Source organism: Lacticaseibacillus baoqingensis (assembly GCF_003946165.1).
Taxonomy (GTDB): domain Bacteria; phylum Bacillota; class Bacilli; order Lactobacillales; family Lactobacillaceae; genus Lacticaseibacillus; species Lacticaseibacillus baoqingensis.
In genome coordinates this window covers 50,504-67,527 of record NZ_RHOI01000011.1, presented here as the reverse complement: position 1 = coordinate 67,527, position 17,024 = coordinate 50,504, and the positions used below count along the sequence as shown (strand labels likewise).

The window sequence follows — 17,024 nt, the reverse complement described above, 5'->3', positions numbered from 1 at the left end:
AACAAAAATGACTTGCTCTGGAGGGGTATGCAATGAAATTTTTCAAGTCTAGAAATAAGACTGATAATGTGACGCCGGCACCAACAGATCTGCCGCAAGCACAAGAAGCCGCCGCTGAAGAAACGGCAACGGTTACGGCTGTTCGCACTGAACCAGAACCATCTGAGGTCGTGCGTTTTCCCGCTGATGATAGTTTGGAGTCCTTGATGGGGCAAATTGCCCGAATCGCAGATCAATACAACACCACGCGTCAAGCACTTCAAAATCAGCTCTTTGCGCAACGTGATAAGCAACAACGAGAACTGACCGACCAAGAAGCCCTGCTAGAAAAGACGCAAAAAACCGTCGCTGAAGCAACCGAACAGCTGACTCAATTGCGTGCAGCGGATACCCAAGATTTAGAAACTAAGCTGTCTGAAGTTGACAGTTATATAGAAGAAGCCCAAAAAAAGGTCCATCATCAAGGGGCAATCATCGGCGACCTCAGCCAGCAATTAAAGGCCTCACAACAACAACAAGATGAGCTCACCAAAAAGCATGATGCGCTGGCAAAAACCCAAACAGACATTGTCGCCAAACTGCATGCGGAAGCTGATCCACTCAAGTTATTGACGCTAGCCGAATCATATCGGACTAAGCTTGAAGATCTCAAGCAACAAGATCACGATGTCGCGACCCAACAAGCAAAACTAGCCGATGCGCATCAGCAACTGACGGCCAACAAAGCACAAGAAGATCAGCAGCTGGCAAAGTTAAACGCTGAGATCAAGCGGTTGAATGAACGCAAAGACGACGTGACCCAACAGATCAAAACCACGCAATCTAAACAAAAAAAGGCGGTTGCTGATTTAGAAAAGAAACTTGCCGATGCAAAGCATCACTTGACTCAGACCCAAAATCGCATCCAAGAATTGAACGCTCAACTGTCGACCAGCGCCACACAATTGATTGCTTGGTTTGGCACTGCTCACCAACTCTTGCCCCTGCCGATGGATGAAACGCATCACTATATTCTTGACCTTGATGCGTTTTTGCCTAAACACGCCGATGAATTGGCCCAAATCGCCCAACGCTTAGCCCAAGCAGATGATCAAAAGGTCGGATTATTTTCTACATATTTCGATATCAATCTGGCTCAAGAAATTCATACTTGGGCTGCTCAAAACGGGTTGCATGACGACCAAGTTGAGATCATCAACCCGCTTTATCAGCTGCAAACCCTAGGCAAAGCAACCGCCAAGCCCGTGGCATTGCCGCAAAATATTGCTTCCAAGACTTGGAGCGACGATCACCGCATCTTAAATGTCACCTTGAATGATAATGATTGGCAACTGCGGATCCATTACAATACCGCAAAAAACGAACAGATCGCGCAGATTGATTACGTCATGAATGACAAGATGACCAAACGCAGCTACTTCAATACTGAAGGCTTATTGTCAGCCAACGCCTTATTTGATCCGGATGGTTTCTTGCACAAGGAAGAATACTTCCGTCGTGATGGTTTGGTGGCTTTGATCGTCAACTACCGTCAAGGGTCCCAAATCGGCTTAGAACTCTATAACGCCGCGGGCATTTTAACGAATAATTTTGCCAACACGGATGACCTCACCACTTGGTGGCTACAACATCACTACCCACAACAAAGCGGTTTGATCGGCCGCTTGGATAACGAAAAATACCGCACACTCACGAAAAAACACCGCTTAGCCAGTGTGCCATTCGTTTCTGCAGAGATGTTGCAAAACCAGGATCTGGTCGCAGACCTTTCTGCCAGTGCGACCAGCACCTATATCGTGGCCAACCACCGCGTCGCAGACAGCATGATCCAACTGGTCGACCAAGACTTGCAACTGCTTCAGCTCAATGCCGCCTTCTTACCGGCACAGATCAGCAGTCCAAAACTCCTCAATTGAGCTCGTTTACGCCGCAAAAATAATCGCCACCTGTCCTTTTGCATTGATCAAGATGCTCAAGGACAAGTGGCGATTTTAAATGTTGGCCGCAGCTTTGTAAGCCGTGGTTTATATTTTTTGACGACCAATCGGCTTAATCGTCGCTTATAATTAAATTGCGCAGTTGAAAGACTGCTGCTCCTTTTTACGTCATAGATACGTTCCCCCAGAACAAATGCTATGACCCCAAGCCACTCACGCCATGCGCTGTGAGTGGTTTTTTGCACGGTTAACGGCAACGTTAATTTTTTCCTGAAAGCCACAAGCCAATCAACGTTAATGCCGCCCCCAATAAGATGATCGGCGTCAACGGCTCATGCAACAACCACACCGAAAAAAACAGCGTGATTACCGGGACCAAATAGAGATACACGCTGCTGCGTACTGTGCCAAGACGCTTAACCGCAAGATTCCACGCAACAAAACAAATGGCGCAAGCACCGATCCCTAAGTATAAGAAATTTGCCAGAATCGGCAGTTGCAACAGCTGAGCCGGCACCACATGAAACCCAAACACCCCTGCCAGCGGCACCATGAACAAGATCCCATAAAAAAATGCGTGCCGCGTGGCTTGGATCAGATCTAAATTCAATCCGCCGATTTTGGTGATCAACAGCGAATAGATCGCCCAAGCACCTGCTGCTAATACGGCCAAAGCATCCCCACGCCAATTGCCAACCGCGGCACCACTGCGATAGCTGATCAAGATCACCCCGCTGATCGCCACAACAAATCCCCAATAAAACGACCGGCTGGGCTTCGGCGCATGCAACCACCAACGTGCCAATACCGCCGTAAAAAATGGTGAAATCGTGACGATGATTCCAACATTGCTAGCCGTCGTATTGGCTAAGGCAATGTTTTCCAGTAAATAATACAGCGTGATCCCACTGAATCCAGCGCCTACGAACCACCATTCTTGTTGCCGCCGCGCGACTTTTACCCGCCCTGGCCGCATCAAAAACAAGGCCACATAACCGATCACAAAGCGCGTCAACAAGATCTCCACCGGCCCAAAGTTGCGTAAGAGCACCTTCGTGGCAATGAAAGTCGTTCCCCAGATCAAGACGCATAAGCTGGCCGCTAAATGGCCCACTAGGTGTTTTTCAGGCATCGCTTTTCCTCCAAAAAAAGAGCCCCTCAACCATTATGGCTGAGGGGCTTATTTGCTGCGGGTAAGAAGTTCGCTTCCGCGGCATATCAACGTCCAGAGCCCGTTGTACCGAATCAGTCCCGCATTATGCTGAAAGTTACGCTTTCATTTTGATTTTGCAAACGTGTGTTTGTATAATTACTTCGAGGTGATCAAGATGAAGCTACCAATCAGAATCGGGAAATATCAGATCAAGCGCGCATCTATTCGCTGCGGTTGGGTGAAACTTTGCCTTGGCTCATCCACAATCGGTTATCTTGAACCTGATAAGCTCATGGACGATTTGCCGCGCGTGATTGGTCGCCCGCTGACGGCAGACGAACAAAACCTACTATCTAATAGCGTCCCGAGGTGTGTAGCATGAATCCGCCAATCCGGTTATCCTACCGCCTGAAAGACATAGAAAGATGGCGCAAGAAAATTTCAAGCCTCACGTGACTGCAAGATAAGCCGCAGGGCTTATTTTTTTGCAATCAAAAAGGCCCACCCGCCGAAGCAAATGGAACTAATCGCGTGTTAATCAAATATCAATGGTACCAAGCCATTTTTTATGTCATCCTGTACGCTTTTACGTTCAAGCTCATTAGCAAAGACCTTGACGAAATTGGTATTGAAATCATTCATATTATTAGACAACATCATTACACCTATTAATTTCGACAGATGCTTGTCCAACTGTGGTAAGCCAACACTTTCAGTTAAGTGCTGAAAGTGTTTATGCCCGCGATATACGACTTTCTTCGCAGACATTTTTAAAGGATTTCGTTTTCGTATTTCGTCCATAACTTCATTTGGAAATACTCCGTAGACATACTTATTTGTGAACGAACCGATCCATTGTGGGTGCTTTGTATTCATAGGGTCAAATTTATCAGATATTCCGTACAGTCGATATATTTCTTCATAAAATTCTCGCGGGAAATGTGCCTGCCATTTTAACAGGTCTTCAGAAATATATGCGCTTAGTAATTTCTGTAGCGCCTGGGCTTCTCGATTATATTGATAACCGGTAGCTTCATCAACCAACGCGGCAATTCCGACTTTTGCCAAAGACCTAATAATCACTAATGAACGTTCATAAACGGCTTCTTGTGCTTGCGACAACACACCTCGATCGTGTGCTTCAATGTATAGATCTGCTACACGCGGTATTACAGTCGCATCGTACGCTTCAGAAATTTTTCCGTTAGTAGCTCTGTATTTAACCGGCTGCATTAGACCACGAAAGTCATCATCAATGAAAGGAACAATATTTCGCGCACCTATGAACGGTGGATATCCTTCGACTCGACTTTCGCCTCGTCGAGTTCTGCCAACTGCCCTAAAAACATCGCTTGCGGTGATAAGCCTTTTGCCAGTTTTTGTCACAAAACAATACAAACTGATTTCACCAATCTCTAAGTGACCAGAGCTTACTATTTCTTCAATACCCAATGTGTTCACTTCCAATCCTTCATTATATATTGATAGTACAGCTTTGGGTGTTTGAAGTAAACACCCATTTTGCGTATATGATTCATTCACCCATTTTGGACCGCACACAAAAAGCCCCACCCCGCGTTAGCAGAGTGAGGCAATGATGAGCCACGATGAGTTTTGATGACCTTTACCGCTTGCGAGTCGTGCCCCACGCACCATATTTGTCGCCAGTCGGCAAGTAGACGTCGTTGTCGCCGAACATGTGGTGGACCCACATGATATCGCCAATCCGCTTTTTGCTGTCGTAGGCGAATGTACCGTGTGACGGCAGGTAGCCGCCCTCTTTGTCGTGAACAGAGGCTGTATGCAGTCGTGTCATGATTTCTGTGTTGCCGTTCACAAATGTACCTGACTCTGGTGTAAAGCCGTTCGGCACGCGGAAGTGCACGCCCTTGGTGACTGCTGGCTTAGCAACTGGTGCCGCCACTTTGCCGTTGACCGCAGCATACCGGTACCACGCGGCGCGATCGCCATAAAAGACGTCAAAGTCGAGGTTACCACCCCAGCCACCTAAGCGGCCACTCGACGTATATTGGAACATCGCGATATTCTTCCAGTGATTTACGTGCCCATAGAGGTCTCGGGGCTGGTAGCCACTGACTACGTTGTAGTTGTTATACTGCGCGATCCATAAGCCATAATTGGCAGCAGCAATGGCAGAGAAGTCACGGCTGTTCTCCCAGCTGGTACTGGTGTAGATCAGCGGCCGCACGCCTGTAGTCGCGTAAACGCGATCGAGCCACTGCTTAGCACCACCGGTGCCGGGCGCGTCTGACGCTTCATAGTCCAGTACGAGAATAGCACGACCAATGTACGGCTTGACCGTCTTCACGAAGTAGTCAGCCTCTGCTACCGGATTGCCGCCGCGCTGGAAGTGGTAGAAGCCAATCTTCTTGCCCGCCGCCAGAGCCTTATCGGCTTGGCTGCGCCATGTCGGGTTAATGTAGCCGGTACCCTCCGTAGCCTTCAAGATGATGAAATCCGCACTGATGGTGCCGGTGTTCATGCCAGATTGATAGCTGGCGATGTCAATACCGTTTAAGACCATTTTACTTGTCCTCCTTCTTAGGTGTGGTGTAAGTCAGTGCCTGGGCACTGTCAGTCACGCCGGCAGTAGTCGGATCGGTGACCACACCAAGAATTGACAGCACCGCGAATACCGCATTGACGATGCCGGTCAGTTGCGTGCCTAGGTTGGCAAAGTCCCACTTGTATCCAAACGGCGCAGCCACAGCTTGCGCAAGCAATAAAATAGCCGGCACTAAGGCCAGCCAAAACTTGACACTCAATAAACGCACTTTCCAGTTAATCTTCATCATCATTATCTCCTTTGATACCTGTATGCTCTTCCAATCGAGTAATCCTAACAGAGTGACTGCCAAGCTCGTCATCGTGTGTCCTCAAGTGTTGTCTCAAGTCTGCCAGCGATTGTTCGTGCAGTTTTAGCTGACGATTAATTGTCTCTGAAAGCACTTGAATATCAGAGCGTAACGGATCCAAGGCAATCTTTTTGAACAGCCAGCTGCCCGCACTTACACCCACCCCTACGATCGATACGAATTCCGCCCAGTCACCAATCGTGTATCCAAAAAATGTCACTTTCTCACTTCCTTCCACAAAAAGCGCTAGGCGTTTGCCCCAGCGGCGTAGTCGTTACCGGTAATTCGTTTGTACTCCTCATTTTTTAATATTATGATGGGGCGGCATCGAGTGTAACCCAAGTTCCGGAAAGATACGCGCTTCCCTGTGCGACTCTCCAGTAAACCGTGTAATTTTCCCCACCGATGAAGCCTCTCTGAGAATTTATGGCGGTAACGCTTTCCGCTATTGTAAGGGCAAATTGTCCAGCAATGCCAAACGACGGACGGTATCCACTTGGGATATTTAAAATTTGTTGCGCATCTGTCCCAGCCAAAGGCGCACCAGCGACGCCGTGAAAACTAAGGCTTACACAGTTTCCGATTCTAACAAAAATACCATCGGTATTAGAGATGCCTGCACTATCGATAATGTCACTTGATGTAATCTTTCGTGTGTACACTTTGGAAAAATCGTTTATTTTTTGAGTTAGGATGTTATTGATGTTGTCAGCGTAGCTATTAGCTCCGGTTAATGTTGCACTATCGCCTAAATCGGCATAACTTTTTGCGGAAGCAAGCGTTGAAGCATCTCTGCTGTCAGTCTCTGATTTATTGTAGAAATCTCCCTGATTATATGCATTAAGAATCGTCTGAATGTCGCTATTCATTGCATCGATTTTGTCACTGAGGCTTTTTAGCGTACCATCAATAATTGTGATGTAGTCTTCGGCTTGCTTCTGAGTTATGTCAACAGCCATCTTGACGACAAAAGCCACATCAAACGTCGATTCTGAACCGGAAGAATCAGAGAAACTGAAATAGGCTGTTGCAATTTTTCCAGGAACAGAAGATAGTGCATTTGGGACTTGATAGGTGAACTTTCCATTGGCAGAATCAGTCACCGTGAATCCGGTACTATCAGCAATTACCGCTTGCCCATCAGCAGTGTTCGCTTTGAACATTGGTGTTAGACCGTCAAGAGAGACAGGGGCACCGTTGTCCATCAATGTGGCATCAATCACCACGGCACCCGTTTTATCACCCTGACGCAAAAATACAGGTTCTGGCGCAATGGTGTTCTTTGAATCAAGAGTTACTTTGTACGTTCTGATTGCCATCTGGTATCAATCCCTCCATTTTTTTCAAATCTTCGTAAGTCTTGCCAGTGTCCACCAAACGCTGACTTTCATATCCGCGACGGTGGGCTTTGAGCTCCCAGCCGAATGGTGCGTTTGGTGTATCAGACTCAACAACAAAGCTCATGTCAGCGCGCTGTGAGACCCACACACGTGCCGAACTGTATGGTGTGACGAAGACTTGATAACCTATCTCCGTGTTGACCATATCATATACTAGCGGATCAATATCAATTTTCACGGTGTTATATTGTCCGGTCTTGTTTTCACCAATATCGCCCACATAGTTTTCAGCAGTTTCATATGCTGGCGTGGCACGGATGCCGTTACGCGTGATTTGTGCGGCGTTTTTCGTACCATTATAGACCGTGAAATTTCCTAACACGGCGGCACCATTCGGATTAACTTCGAATTGATTGTTTGTGTCATCAGCCGAGAATTCGATTTTTCCATTATTCATTATCCAGGCGCCTGCGCCGATGTTAAACTTCAAGTGACTCTTAAGATGCCCAAGCAGATTATACACAGGTTTGCTTGACGTTGACTCAGCGGTAATTTGAAAAACAGGCACACTTTTACCATCAGCAGCACCCTGGTTAAGGCTCAAAATTTTACCAGGAGCATTTGATAGTGCGACCCCGTTCGGATTTCCTGTGCCGGCATCAACGGTTGAACTAAGAGAACCATACGCGGTGCCGTTGGTATCTGAGAAGTCAATGCTCCCATGTTGGATGGTCATATTGAATCCGTTACTGTTTGATGTCCTAAAGGCTACCCCTTCAATCAGATTTCCGTATAGCCTATCTGCAACCACACCATCGGCAGTAATCGCAGACTTAAATGTCTTGCCACCGTCAGTGGACACGCCAACGCCAGCGCTGTTAAGGATCACAACTTTATTAGCATCTGACTTGTCAACCGCAATGATACCTTGGTCAGTAAAACTAAGCTCCGTCCTAGCATCAAGCAAGCTGTTAGTAGCCAACTGCACTTGCGACGTTAGCCATTCGTTGGGAACTGGGATCTTGCCAGCAGCCACGTTGGATAGTGTAGATTGTGATGTCTTCTGCTGTTCAGCGAATGACAGGCTACCGCATTCAACTTCCGTTTTGGTACGTGTGCCGCGAATATCGTAATCACTAGTTATTTTAATGATCCGAACCTTGTCACTAAAGTTAATGTTCTCATCAATTACCGTGATATAGTCACCAGGGTTTGCCATCGCGTATTTGTAGCCAACAGATTGCAAGTCAACAAGATTAAGGGCGAGCGAGATCGCCCAGCTCTTATCTACTTTTTCTTGCACAGCGGCCAACAGGTTGTCAGCAATCGTGTAACGCTCATCAGCAACCGGAACGGCTTCAATTGCGCCAAACTTGGGATAATAATAATCATACAGCGGTGACTTGTACTCAACTTCTAAGCGCTTACTTGTGGTGTCATCATGGTTGCTATATGCGCCATATCCGCGTCCATAGGTGGCAAAATTAGTGTTATCCGTTTGAATTTCTGCTGTATCAAGGTTGAACTTCTTCCGAACAATGGTTGATAGATCTGATCCCATTGCTGGCACGACATGAACCACTGAACCATCAACGTAGAACTCAACGTTTGCTTGATCGATGATGTCATTGAACAACGACAGACGGTCACTCATGCCCCAATCTTGTTTCTCAAAAGCTGCAACCGATGCTGTGTTGTCATACGTGTAACCAGTGCCCGAAAATAGCGCGTCAAGATAGCTTGTGAACGAGTGAGATCCGTTCCAAGTCTCGTAGAAACCGGTCTTACTCATTTTATAGAATAATGCCTGAACGGCGCTGAATGCAACGGTATTATCTTTATCATTCTTCGTGTATGTGACAACAACATATTCCTCACCAAGAAAAGAGAGCGTCCAGCCTTTGGCGATGTTCGCCTTAACTTCTTGGCCAAAATAGATTGTACCGGATAATGATTTCTCGCCATTCACCGCATCGGTTTTCTCAATTTCGCACTGGGCTTGATATTCATTATTCTCAACGTCTGTGAATGTAATCAATAATCACGCCTCCTACGCGTACAGATTTTGGAAACCAAGTATTTTGACGGTGCCAGGCACGTTGCAAGTGATTCGGTTCGGCTTGTCCGGTTGCAAAATAAAATAGGCTTTGTTCGTCTTGCTGACGATGCTTAGCCCATTTTGTGTATAGCTAAATCCGCTAAACATAAACACATCACCATCAGCAACAGCACCGCTGTATGTCAATTCGGTGTCATCAATTTTGAAAGACAATGAAGATGCCCCTCCCATTGCTGTCAGTTCGATGGCAAATTGTTGTTCAAGCTGATTGCATGGAACAGTTCCTGAATATGGAATTGATACATTACCATTTAGACCATAGCGCCAGCTATTGTATTCAGAATCTTCTGGTGCTGGTGACCATGGGGTAGCTGTGGTTCCACGCTCTACTTTTACTCGGCCTACATTAGGATATGATACCCATAAAGCGGCAGCATTTTCCGGTACTGTGACCGTAAAAATAGCATTTTCCGGATGTGCAACACGTGATAGATATGTGCCGTCGGTATCATACCAGTTATATCGGAAGCAGTATGCGGCATCCACAGGTTGCTCTTGGTGAAAAGTCAACTTTTCGCCGGCTGTGACCGTAATTTTATCATGCATTACTGATGCCGAACCCCACGCTTGTAAACTGCCATCAGCTCCAATCATAGTGTTTACAATTTCGCCAGTTCGAATGATCAAATTCCGACCGTAATAAGGCACATTCGGCTTAACATATAAATCCTGTTGCACGCTTTCACCGTATGGCAATTTAATCGTTTTGAACTCAGCCGTTATCTTGTACAATAGTGTCCCGCCAACGTTGCCAACCAGTTCCAACTCAGGTGCTTCCGTGTAGACTAAGAACCGCTTGTGTGACGGATAATCTTTCAACTTATCATAGTAACCGCCAGATGTCTCTCCTGGTCTCTCAACGGCCGTCTCATGCGTTGTTTTTAGTTGCGTGATGTAATAACCGTCAGGATCGGAAAGCAGCGCATAAAGCTTCTCACGAAGTACTTCTTCCTCGTCCATGTCGTCAGCACGGTAATAACCAGTAATGTTGATTGTCTTGCCTGTTTGCCAACCGCCGAAATCAATATTGCCGTTCCGCTGATCGAGTTGCATGTTGTTTCGAGTGACTGACGGTGCTGATTCCTCAAATTCGGTAATCAACACCTTGTATTGGCTTAGGTAGTATCGGCTACCATCCAGCTTTTCTATAAGTAAATCCATATACTACCCTCCAATCGGTCGGAAGTAGCTGCCAACAGCAGCGTCATTAGCGTCTGCTTCCTTGACCATGCTATTAATTCCGTTCTTATCAACGTTGTTTTGAACGTAGATTTTTGGTGTAATCCGTTCGCTGGCATCAATCGACTGTGTGACGTCTCCAGAGCTGAATTGCGTGCCGGCCATGGACAATCCGTTGATATTGGCCGACATGTTGGCAGAAATATCACTCGCCATACCTGAAACCGTCTTTTGAACAGCTCCGAATGATTTTTGCAGTCCTTGATTCAAGCCACCCATGATTGCATTACCAGCAGGGATCAAGAGACGAGCATCATAGCTAATAGGTCCCTTGTGCTGGCGAATCCAAGAAGCAATTCCTCCAACAAAATCTTGAACCTTACCCCATGCTGCCTTCAAGCCGCTAAAGAAGCTGTCCATGATAGCACGTCCAGCATCTAGCAAATTGAAGTGCATTAATGCATTGAAGCCATTCTTGATGCCGCTAACGACATTTGAAACAATATTAGTGAACCCATTCCAAATATTCCTAGCTCCATTGACGATATTGGTAGCAGCATTTATTACGGTTGACTTGATGTTATTCCATGCAGACGAGAAGAATGAAGTAATGCCATTCCACAGTCCCGAAAAGAACCCTGGTAAAGCGTTCCAAATGTTTTGGGCTGTGCTCACGGTGCCATTCCACAAACCAGATAGAAATGAAACGATGCTATTCCAAATGGATTCGGCCGTAGAGACAATGCCGTTCCATAATCCGCTGAAGAAAGAACCAAGCGCATTCCAGATTGCAGAAGCCCCTGAAACGATGCCGTTCCATACCGCTTCGATAACAGATGTGAATAGATTCCAAGCTGTTTGAGCATACGTTGTAATCAAATTCCATACCCCAGAGAAGTATGTGACAAGCCCATTCCAAATCTGGCCCGCAGCGTCAACAATACTGTTCCAGATAAGTTGAAGGTCTGCTCCCATCTGTGTCCAACTTCCCGTAAGAAAATCTAGCACGATCAGAATAGGCCCCATAATGACAGCCTTTAACATGTTCCAAACACCAGTGGCAATTGATACAATTCCTTGCCAAATTGTCGTTAAAGCAGGCCCAAACGTGTTCCAAATCCCAGTAGCGACAGACACAATTCCTTGCCATAGTCCCGAGAAAAATGAGCTGATTCCTCCCCAAACAGAAGTGGCAATATTGACAATGCCATTCCAGATTCCAGAAAGAAATGATGTTAGCCCATTCCAAGCACTCGTGGCACCATTAACAATGCCAGTCCATAAATTGCTGAAGAATGTAGTCACTGAATTCCAACCGTTTTGAACTCCCTTAGCGGCATTACTGAAAGTTTGAGTTATACCGTTCCACAACCCGCTGAAGAATGAAGCCAGACCATTCCACATACTCTTGAGCCCCGAAACAAACTCAGACCAGATCTTTTGGCCCGTTTTTGTTTTGGTGAAAAAGTATGCAAGCCCCGCAACGACTGCAGCAATAGCAGCAACTAGTAGTACCCATGGATTTACTGCTGAAACGGCTTGAAGAACCTTTTGTGCCGCCGCAGCAAGCTTACTATTCTGAGCCATTAAGCTAAGTCCTGCCGCAGCGTCCTTGCTACCAGATACAATTCTGGCGAGAAGCCCGCCTACTTCCAACGCGTTTCCAAAAGCAGAAAATGCGCTTTTTGCAATGCCAACCACCGTAATGACACTTTTAAATGCTGATACTGATGCCACTAACGGCAAGAGCCAATCTTTATTTTGTCCTACCCAAGCAACAATTGATTTCAAAGTATTAAAAATAGACTTTGCTACTGGCGTAAATGACTTGATTGCTTGAGAGGCAATCGCCATTCCTGCAGTGACTGCACTTGCTGCTTGTTTTATCCATCCCGAAATGTTAGTTCCGGTAACAGATTTAATGAAATTATCAACCACCGTCAACATGTTTGCAGACCCGCGCACAACGGCAGTCTTTAAGTTTGCAAAAGATGATGAAATACCAGCTGTAGAATCAAGGGCAATCTTGTGAAGTGACTGCATTCCACCGCCACCATTTTTATCCATGTTGATCAATGCTTCAGAAAATTGATCAGCACTAACTTTTCCGTTCGACAGAGCGTCTTTCAGTTGTCCGGAAGTCATTCCCATTGACTTTGCTAATGCTTTTAGGGCGGGACCCATGCCGTCATTAATCATTGAATTCCAAGTTGCTGCAGTAATTGTGCCACTCGACAAGTCCTGCGATAATTGCTGAACTGCAGAGCTCGCTTGTGCTGAAGAACCACCAAAACCTAATACCGCATCATTGACAGCACTGAACACTTTTTGTCCTTTTTGCACGTCACCAGTTGATGCAGCCATTAATTCCATTCCTTGAACAGCTTGGTCCAGACTGGTTGGAAGCCCCATGATTGAATCGTTAAGGCCGCTCATCGCTTTTTTGGTGTCTGTAGTAGCGAACCCCATATTTTTAAAAGTACGATTGGCGTTGTTTAGTGTATCGAAACGGCTGACAATTGATGTTGTCATAGATCCCATTGTCTGCAAGGCTTTTGTGACAACTCCGGCACCAATTCCGGCCAAAGCTCCCATTTTAAGAAATGATTTCCCACCACCTAAAACGGAACTGGAAGCACTATCTGTGGCGCTTGCGGTATCACCTTTTAATTGTTTCATTGCACTCTGATATCCGCCAATATCAGCAGTGAATGATGCGACAACGTTTGCCATTAGCTACCACCTCCAAATGCGGCATTGAGTTTCCTAATCATTTCTACATCAGGCTTTCTTACAGTCCCATTGCCATTGCGATTGATTATCTTTTGTTCGGCCTTATCAATATTCTTGTATCCAGTTTTAACGGATCGTTTAGGATTCTTAGCGTTCTGGACATTGGCGATATTGACGGCAAGTTCCATCAAATCGCGGCGCATATCGACATCACGCAAAAAAGACCCTTCCAAGACTGAACGAGCCTCCCAAAAATATAATCGAAAAGGCATATCAGGATCATATATTCCGTGACGAGCAAAGTCGGTTAAGAGAGACTCTTCTTGACTTCTTCCAGGGTATCTTTCAGCAGTGCCTTCTTGCCCTTTTCCTCTGCCGTCATGTCTTTCTTTTCCATCAGCGAGATTCCGTATTTCTCGTTCAATTTCAGCCATTGTTTCATCTCGCGTCGGAAAAAAGCCGACTTGTGCAATTCCTCAACTACTTCATCATAAAAGGCATCAGGATCTGGCTGTTCATCAATTGCAGAAATAATATCTGCATCAGTGTATTTTTCCGGCAACATCGCCTTAATTGCATTAAATAATGCTGTCACATCACCAGTTACAAAACCTAACCAAATGCTACTTGCACCATCATTTGCGTTTGGCTGTGAACTAAATAATTTGTTAGCTCGAAATAGTGCCTTAAAATTAAACTTTAATTCGACTTTTTCGTTCTTTACTTGAATTTCTAACATGAATATCCTCCTGGATTGTCGTCTCAGATCGGCCGTAGCCTACTCGTCTCTGTGTGCGACTAATTAAGCGTGAGAAGTGGTAGTGGTTGTAGTAACACTGCCGTCAGCAAACTCGCCCGCTTTTTCGCCTGGACGTTCGAATGCGTAGAGTTGATCGAGCATTTTAACTTGATCATCGGAAAGTGGGAAAGTGCCCGGTGTGCCGTCTTCGTTCTTGTCAGCGAGTTTGCCGATGATGTTAAGAGTGAAGTCAATCTCGGAGAAACTGTCTTCGTCTGAAATATCGGCACTGTCAACAACACCGTACCCAAACATTGCTGGATAAGCCTTGTGGTCGTCTTCTACAACGGCCAGACGTGGGTCAACAATGACACGCCACACCTTCACTTGACGGCCTTCGTGCTTGGCGTCAATGATGATTTCATGCGATTTATCGCCCGGAACCATGTACGTTGTCAGTTCAATGCTATCTTCGTTGGTTGACGCTGCAATAATACGACCCATCTTAGTTTGTTCATCAAGCGAATCACCTTCGATGCTTGTATCACCTGATTCTTGGTGAGCCGGCAAGATTGCAGGGCTGCCAATTGGTGCTACTTTAGGGTCTGTCGATTGGATAAAATACCAAACGTCTTTACCACGATAGGGCGTATCTTTCACAAATTCGATGCCGTTATTAATAACTGCCATTTTTAATAATCTCCTTCTAGAGTAATGAGTAGCATGCAGCGGCGTAATGGTGTGCTATCGCCCATGCTTGTGTCGATTGAATTGGTTGCTGTCAACGATTGCCACCGTGTCACTTTACTAAGCGACCATTTAGCCTTGCGAACGTAGTCTTCCCATTCAGCCGGTGGCGTGTCGATGCTGTCGTAGATGTCAATCTGCTGGCCAACACTCGATAGTGTCCCCGTCTTAGATGACACGTCGGAATCAACGTGAACATTAAAAAAAACTAGCGGTAATGTGCTCTTAGCGTCAGGCTGAACGAATACAGGGTTGAGGCCATCAGCGGTCAACTGAGCTTGCACATCTTCGTACCATCGAGAAAGTGTCATTTGAACGTGTCCGCCTCCTTCAATTTGTCCATTGTCGTTTTAATGAACAATGATTGTGCTGCTGAAACGGCCGGACGAATGAATGGTTCTGCCGACATTTTGTAAGTCCCAAACTCAACAAAAGATGAATAGTCGGCCTTGGCATTGACAGTTCCTGTTACAGATGTAGCTGTCTTCTTAACTGGCTCAACACTGATGTTGTTTGCCATGAACCCCGTTCGTTTCGGTGCAATTTGTTTTGCCGTTGCTTGTACCTGACCGGTAGTGACCTTCATCGCTGAAGATGCGGCTTCAATTGTTGCTCCAGCAGTCGCGCCGAGTTCTTCCATTAGCTTGTCTAGCCCTGACCATGTGACGTTAGTATTAGCCATTGCTACCACCTCCGGACACAATAAACACGGTTGACTTGCGGTTCACGAACGTCTTGTTGATTGTCCATTTGGCACCATCAAGCTCGATTTCGTTCACAGGCATTACGGGATTCTTTACGTGAATCTCGTAGGCCATGGTGTTCACAAGACCATATACAGATAGTTCTTGCGCACTGGTGATTGGGATTGTCAGGCAAGTGACCGTCTCGCGCGTTTCTGTTGGCCTGTCATGCAACGGATTAGCAGGTGGTGATTTCCTGATGAGTGTGATTCGATTGTTGTATCTCATTACACAAACCTCATCCCCGGACGGCGGCTTTGCGATGACTCACGGTATACATCGAGGGCGTCAGCATACTTAGACAAGTCAATGGCTTCCCACGTGTTGGATACGTTGCCTTCAGTACCGCTTTGCTTGCCTTCATCACCAATGCGGTTGTACATCTTCACCACAATGTCCTTGATTACCCATGCGACTGCATCTGGCACAGTCTGATTGACAATACCGTCTTGATTGATATAAGCCAACACTCGCGCTGTTGCGTCATCAATTAGTTCATTCAGCAAGACGTCTTGCATTGTATCTGTCAAACCGATGCGTAATTTAACGCCGTCTAAAATTGCCATCATTTCACCGCCTTTACTGCTTGAACATACTTGTATGAGCACTTCGACTTGTCAACGAAGCTCAAATCATCTTCGAATGGCGTGTGATTAACATATTTGCCTTTGAATAACAACTGTTTGTCATTCACCGTCACGCCAGCATTGTGCATGATCTTGGTTTCATTCCACCACTTGACTGGATCAGTAGCCCAGCAAAAGTCGAGTTCATCACTGATTACGGGCCCGATGTTGAAGTACATCATATTCCACAATTGAGCCCACATTTCAGCAGTCCACTTCTGGATATTGCTATCAACTGTCTGCAAATATCGCCACAGTCGGTTGCTGTCGGCATACACCTTTCGCCAGTATTCTGCTGACGGGTGACTGATAACCCATTGAGCACCACCAGAGTTGTGATTGATCGTTTCAAGCGATTCAATCGTAACTCCGACAATATCAGCCATGTGTTTCAGAATCTCTTCGCCGTGTTCACACTGCTTAATATAGTCAACGCTAATATAGCTAAGCGTGTTACTGCACAACCAGCGATCAGGCTTTGCTTTCAGCTTGCGAAAGTCTGGCCGTTTACGAAAAATGACATCACTATCAAAATAGAAATAATCTTCATTCTCACGTTCTGGGTCTTCTGCAAGATATTGCCACCAAAGCCAAGGCTTAACAGACGGGATATATTGCTTGTCTGAACGCTTGTCTGTGTAGGTGTGTACTTCTACACCATATTTTTCAGCGATCGCTTCTGGAACCTTAGAATCGTGCACAGTGAACAGCAGAACGACATCTTTCATGTCAAACCCGACACTTTGCAGATTGGTTAGGCATACTTCAAGCTCCCATTCAAAACGCTTGATAGCGGGTTGACACAAAATAAGCTTCATTCTGTCCTCCAATC

The 17,024-nt window shown here is 46.1% G+C and carries 16 protein-coding genes and 1 pseudogene; 1 reads left to right on the top strand and 16 read right to left on the bottom strand.

Annotated features, from left to right (window positions below):
* Positions 1-32 precede the first annotated feature (32 nt).
* Positions 33-1,916, top strand: coding sequence for a coiled-coil domain-containing protein (locus EKM91_RS06550; protein WP_125751598.1), 1,884 nt, complete (start codon positions 33-35; stop codon positions 1,914-1,916).
* Positions 1,917-2,196: 280 nt separating this feature from the next.
* Here the strand turns inward: EKM91_RS06550 and EKM91_RS06545 are convergent, their stop codons facing one another.
* The 16 genes and pseudogenes from EKM91_RS06545 to EKM91_RS06465 form a co-directional block, all read right to left on the bottom strand.
* A complete protein-coding gene (locus tag EKM91_RS06545) occupies positions 2,197-3,069 on the bottom strand; it encodes a DMT family transporter (protein WP_125751596.1) in 873 nt (290 codons plus the stop codon).
* Between the two features lie 555 nt (positions 3,070-3,624).
* On the bottom strand, positions 3,625-4,632 hold the full coding sequence (locus EKM91_RS06540; RefSeq protein WP_225419462.1) for a P63C domain-containing protein: 1,008 nt from the start codon (positions 4,630-4,632) through the stop codon (positions 3,625-3,627).
* An 82-nt stretch (positions 4,633-4,714) separates the two neighbouring features.
* Positions 4,715-5,635 carry a GH25 family lysozyme gene (locus EKM91_RS06535; protein WP_125751589.1) on the bottom strand — a complete coding sequence of 307 codons (921 nt, stop codon included), beginning with the start codon at positions 5,633-5,635 and terminating at the stop codon, positions 4,715-4,717.
* Positions 5,636-5,663: 28 nt separating this feature from the next.
* A pseudogene (locus EKM91_RS06530) lies at positions 5,664-5,903 on the bottom strand (phage holin); the annotation flags it as partial.
* The gene (locus tag EKM91_RS06525) at positions 5,893-6,186 is read right to left on the bottom strand and encodes a hypothetical protein (RefSeq protein ID WP_125751586.1); all 294 of its coding nucleotides are present in this window, start codon (positions 6,184-6,186) and stop codon (positions 5,893-5,895) included. The gene EKM91_RS06525 and the pseudogene EKM91_RS06530, both read right to left, overlap by 11 nt.
* A 91-nt stretch (positions 6,187-6,277) precedes the next feature.
* Positions 6,278-7,285: a BppU family phage baseplate upper protein gene (locus EKM91_RS06520; protein ID WP_125751583.1), complete on the bottom strand. Its 1,008-nt coding sequence runs from the start codon at positions 7,283-7,285 to the stop codon at positions 6,278-6,280.
* Positions 7,254-9,344, bottom strand: coding sequence for a phage tail protein (locus EKM91_RS06515; protein ID WP_125751579.1), 2,091 nt, complete (start codon positions 9,342-9,344; stop codon positions 7,254-7,256). Before EKM91_RS06515 ends, EKM91_RS06520 begins: the two co-directional genes overlap by 32 nt.
* Before the next feature lie 12 nt (positions 9,345-9,356).
* Positions 9,357-10,586, bottom strand: a complete 1,230-nt coding sequence (locus EKM91_RS06510) for a phage tail domain-containing protein (RefSeq protein ID WP_125751576.1) — start codon at positions 10,584-10,586, stop codon at positions 9,357-9,359.
* A 3-nt stretch (positions 10,587-10,589) separates the two neighbouring features.
* A complete protein-coding gene (locus EKM91_RS06505; RefSeq protein WP_125751574.1) occupies positions 10,590-13,337 on the bottom strand; it encodes a phage tail protein in 2,748 nt (915 codons plus the stop codon).
* Between the two features lie 307 nt (positions 13,338-13,644).
* The gene (locus EKM91_RS06495; protein ID WP_033573187.1) at positions 13,645-14,076 is read right to left on the bottom strand and encodes a tail assembly chaperone; all 432 of its coding nucleotides are present in this window, start codon (positions 14,074-14,076) and stop codon (positions 13,645-13,647) included.
* A 63-nt stretch (positions 14,077-14,139) separates the two neighbouring features.
* On the bottom strand, positions 14,140-14,766 hold the full coding sequence (locus EKM91_RS06490; protein ID WP_125751571.1) for a phage major tail protein, TP901-1 family: 627 nt from the start codon (positions 14,764-14,766) through the stop codon (positions 14,140-14,142).
* A 2-nt stretch (positions 14,767-14,768) separates the two neighbouring features.
* Positions 14,769-15,134, bottom strand: coding sequence for a hypothetical protein (locus tag EKM91_RS06485; protein ID WP_125751568.1), 366 nt, complete (start codon positions 15,132-15,134; stop codon positions 14,769-14,771).
* On the bottom strand, positions 15,131-15,505 hold the full coding sequence (locus tag EKM91_RS06480; RefSeq protein WP_125751565.1) for an HK97-gp10 family putative phage morphogenesis protein: 375 nt from the start codon (positions 15,503-15,505) through the stop codon (positions 15,131-15,133). Before EKM91_RS06480 ends, EKM91_RS06485 begins: the two co-directional genes overlap by 4 nt.
* The gene (locus tag EKM91_RS06475; protein WP_125751562.1) at positions 15,498-15,794 is read right to left on the bottom strand and encodes a hypothetical protein; all 297 of its coding nucleotides are present in this window, start codon (positions 15,792-15,794) and stop codon (positions 15,498-15,500) included. Before EKM91_RS06475 ends, EKM91_RS06480 begins: the two co-directional genes overlap by 8 nt.
* Positions 15,794-16,132 carry a phage head-tail connector protein gene (locus EKM91_RS06470; RefSeq protein ID WP_225419461.1) on the bottom strand — a complete coding sequence of 113 codons (339 nt, stop codon included), beginning with the start codon at positions 16,130-16,132 and terminating at the stop codon, positions 15,794-15,796. The genes EKM91_RS06475 and EKM91_RS06470 overlap by 1 nt, the downstream gene beginning before the upstream one ends.
* On the bottom strand, positions 16,132-17,010 hold the full coding sequence (locus EKM91_RS06465; protein WP_125751556.1) for a hypothetical protein: 879 nt from the start codon (positions 17,008-17,010) through the stop codon (positions 16,132-16,134). The genes EKM91_RS06470 and EKM91_RS06465 overlap by 1 nt, the downstream gene beginning before the upstream one ends.
* Positions 17,011-17,024 lie beyond the last annotated feature (14 nt).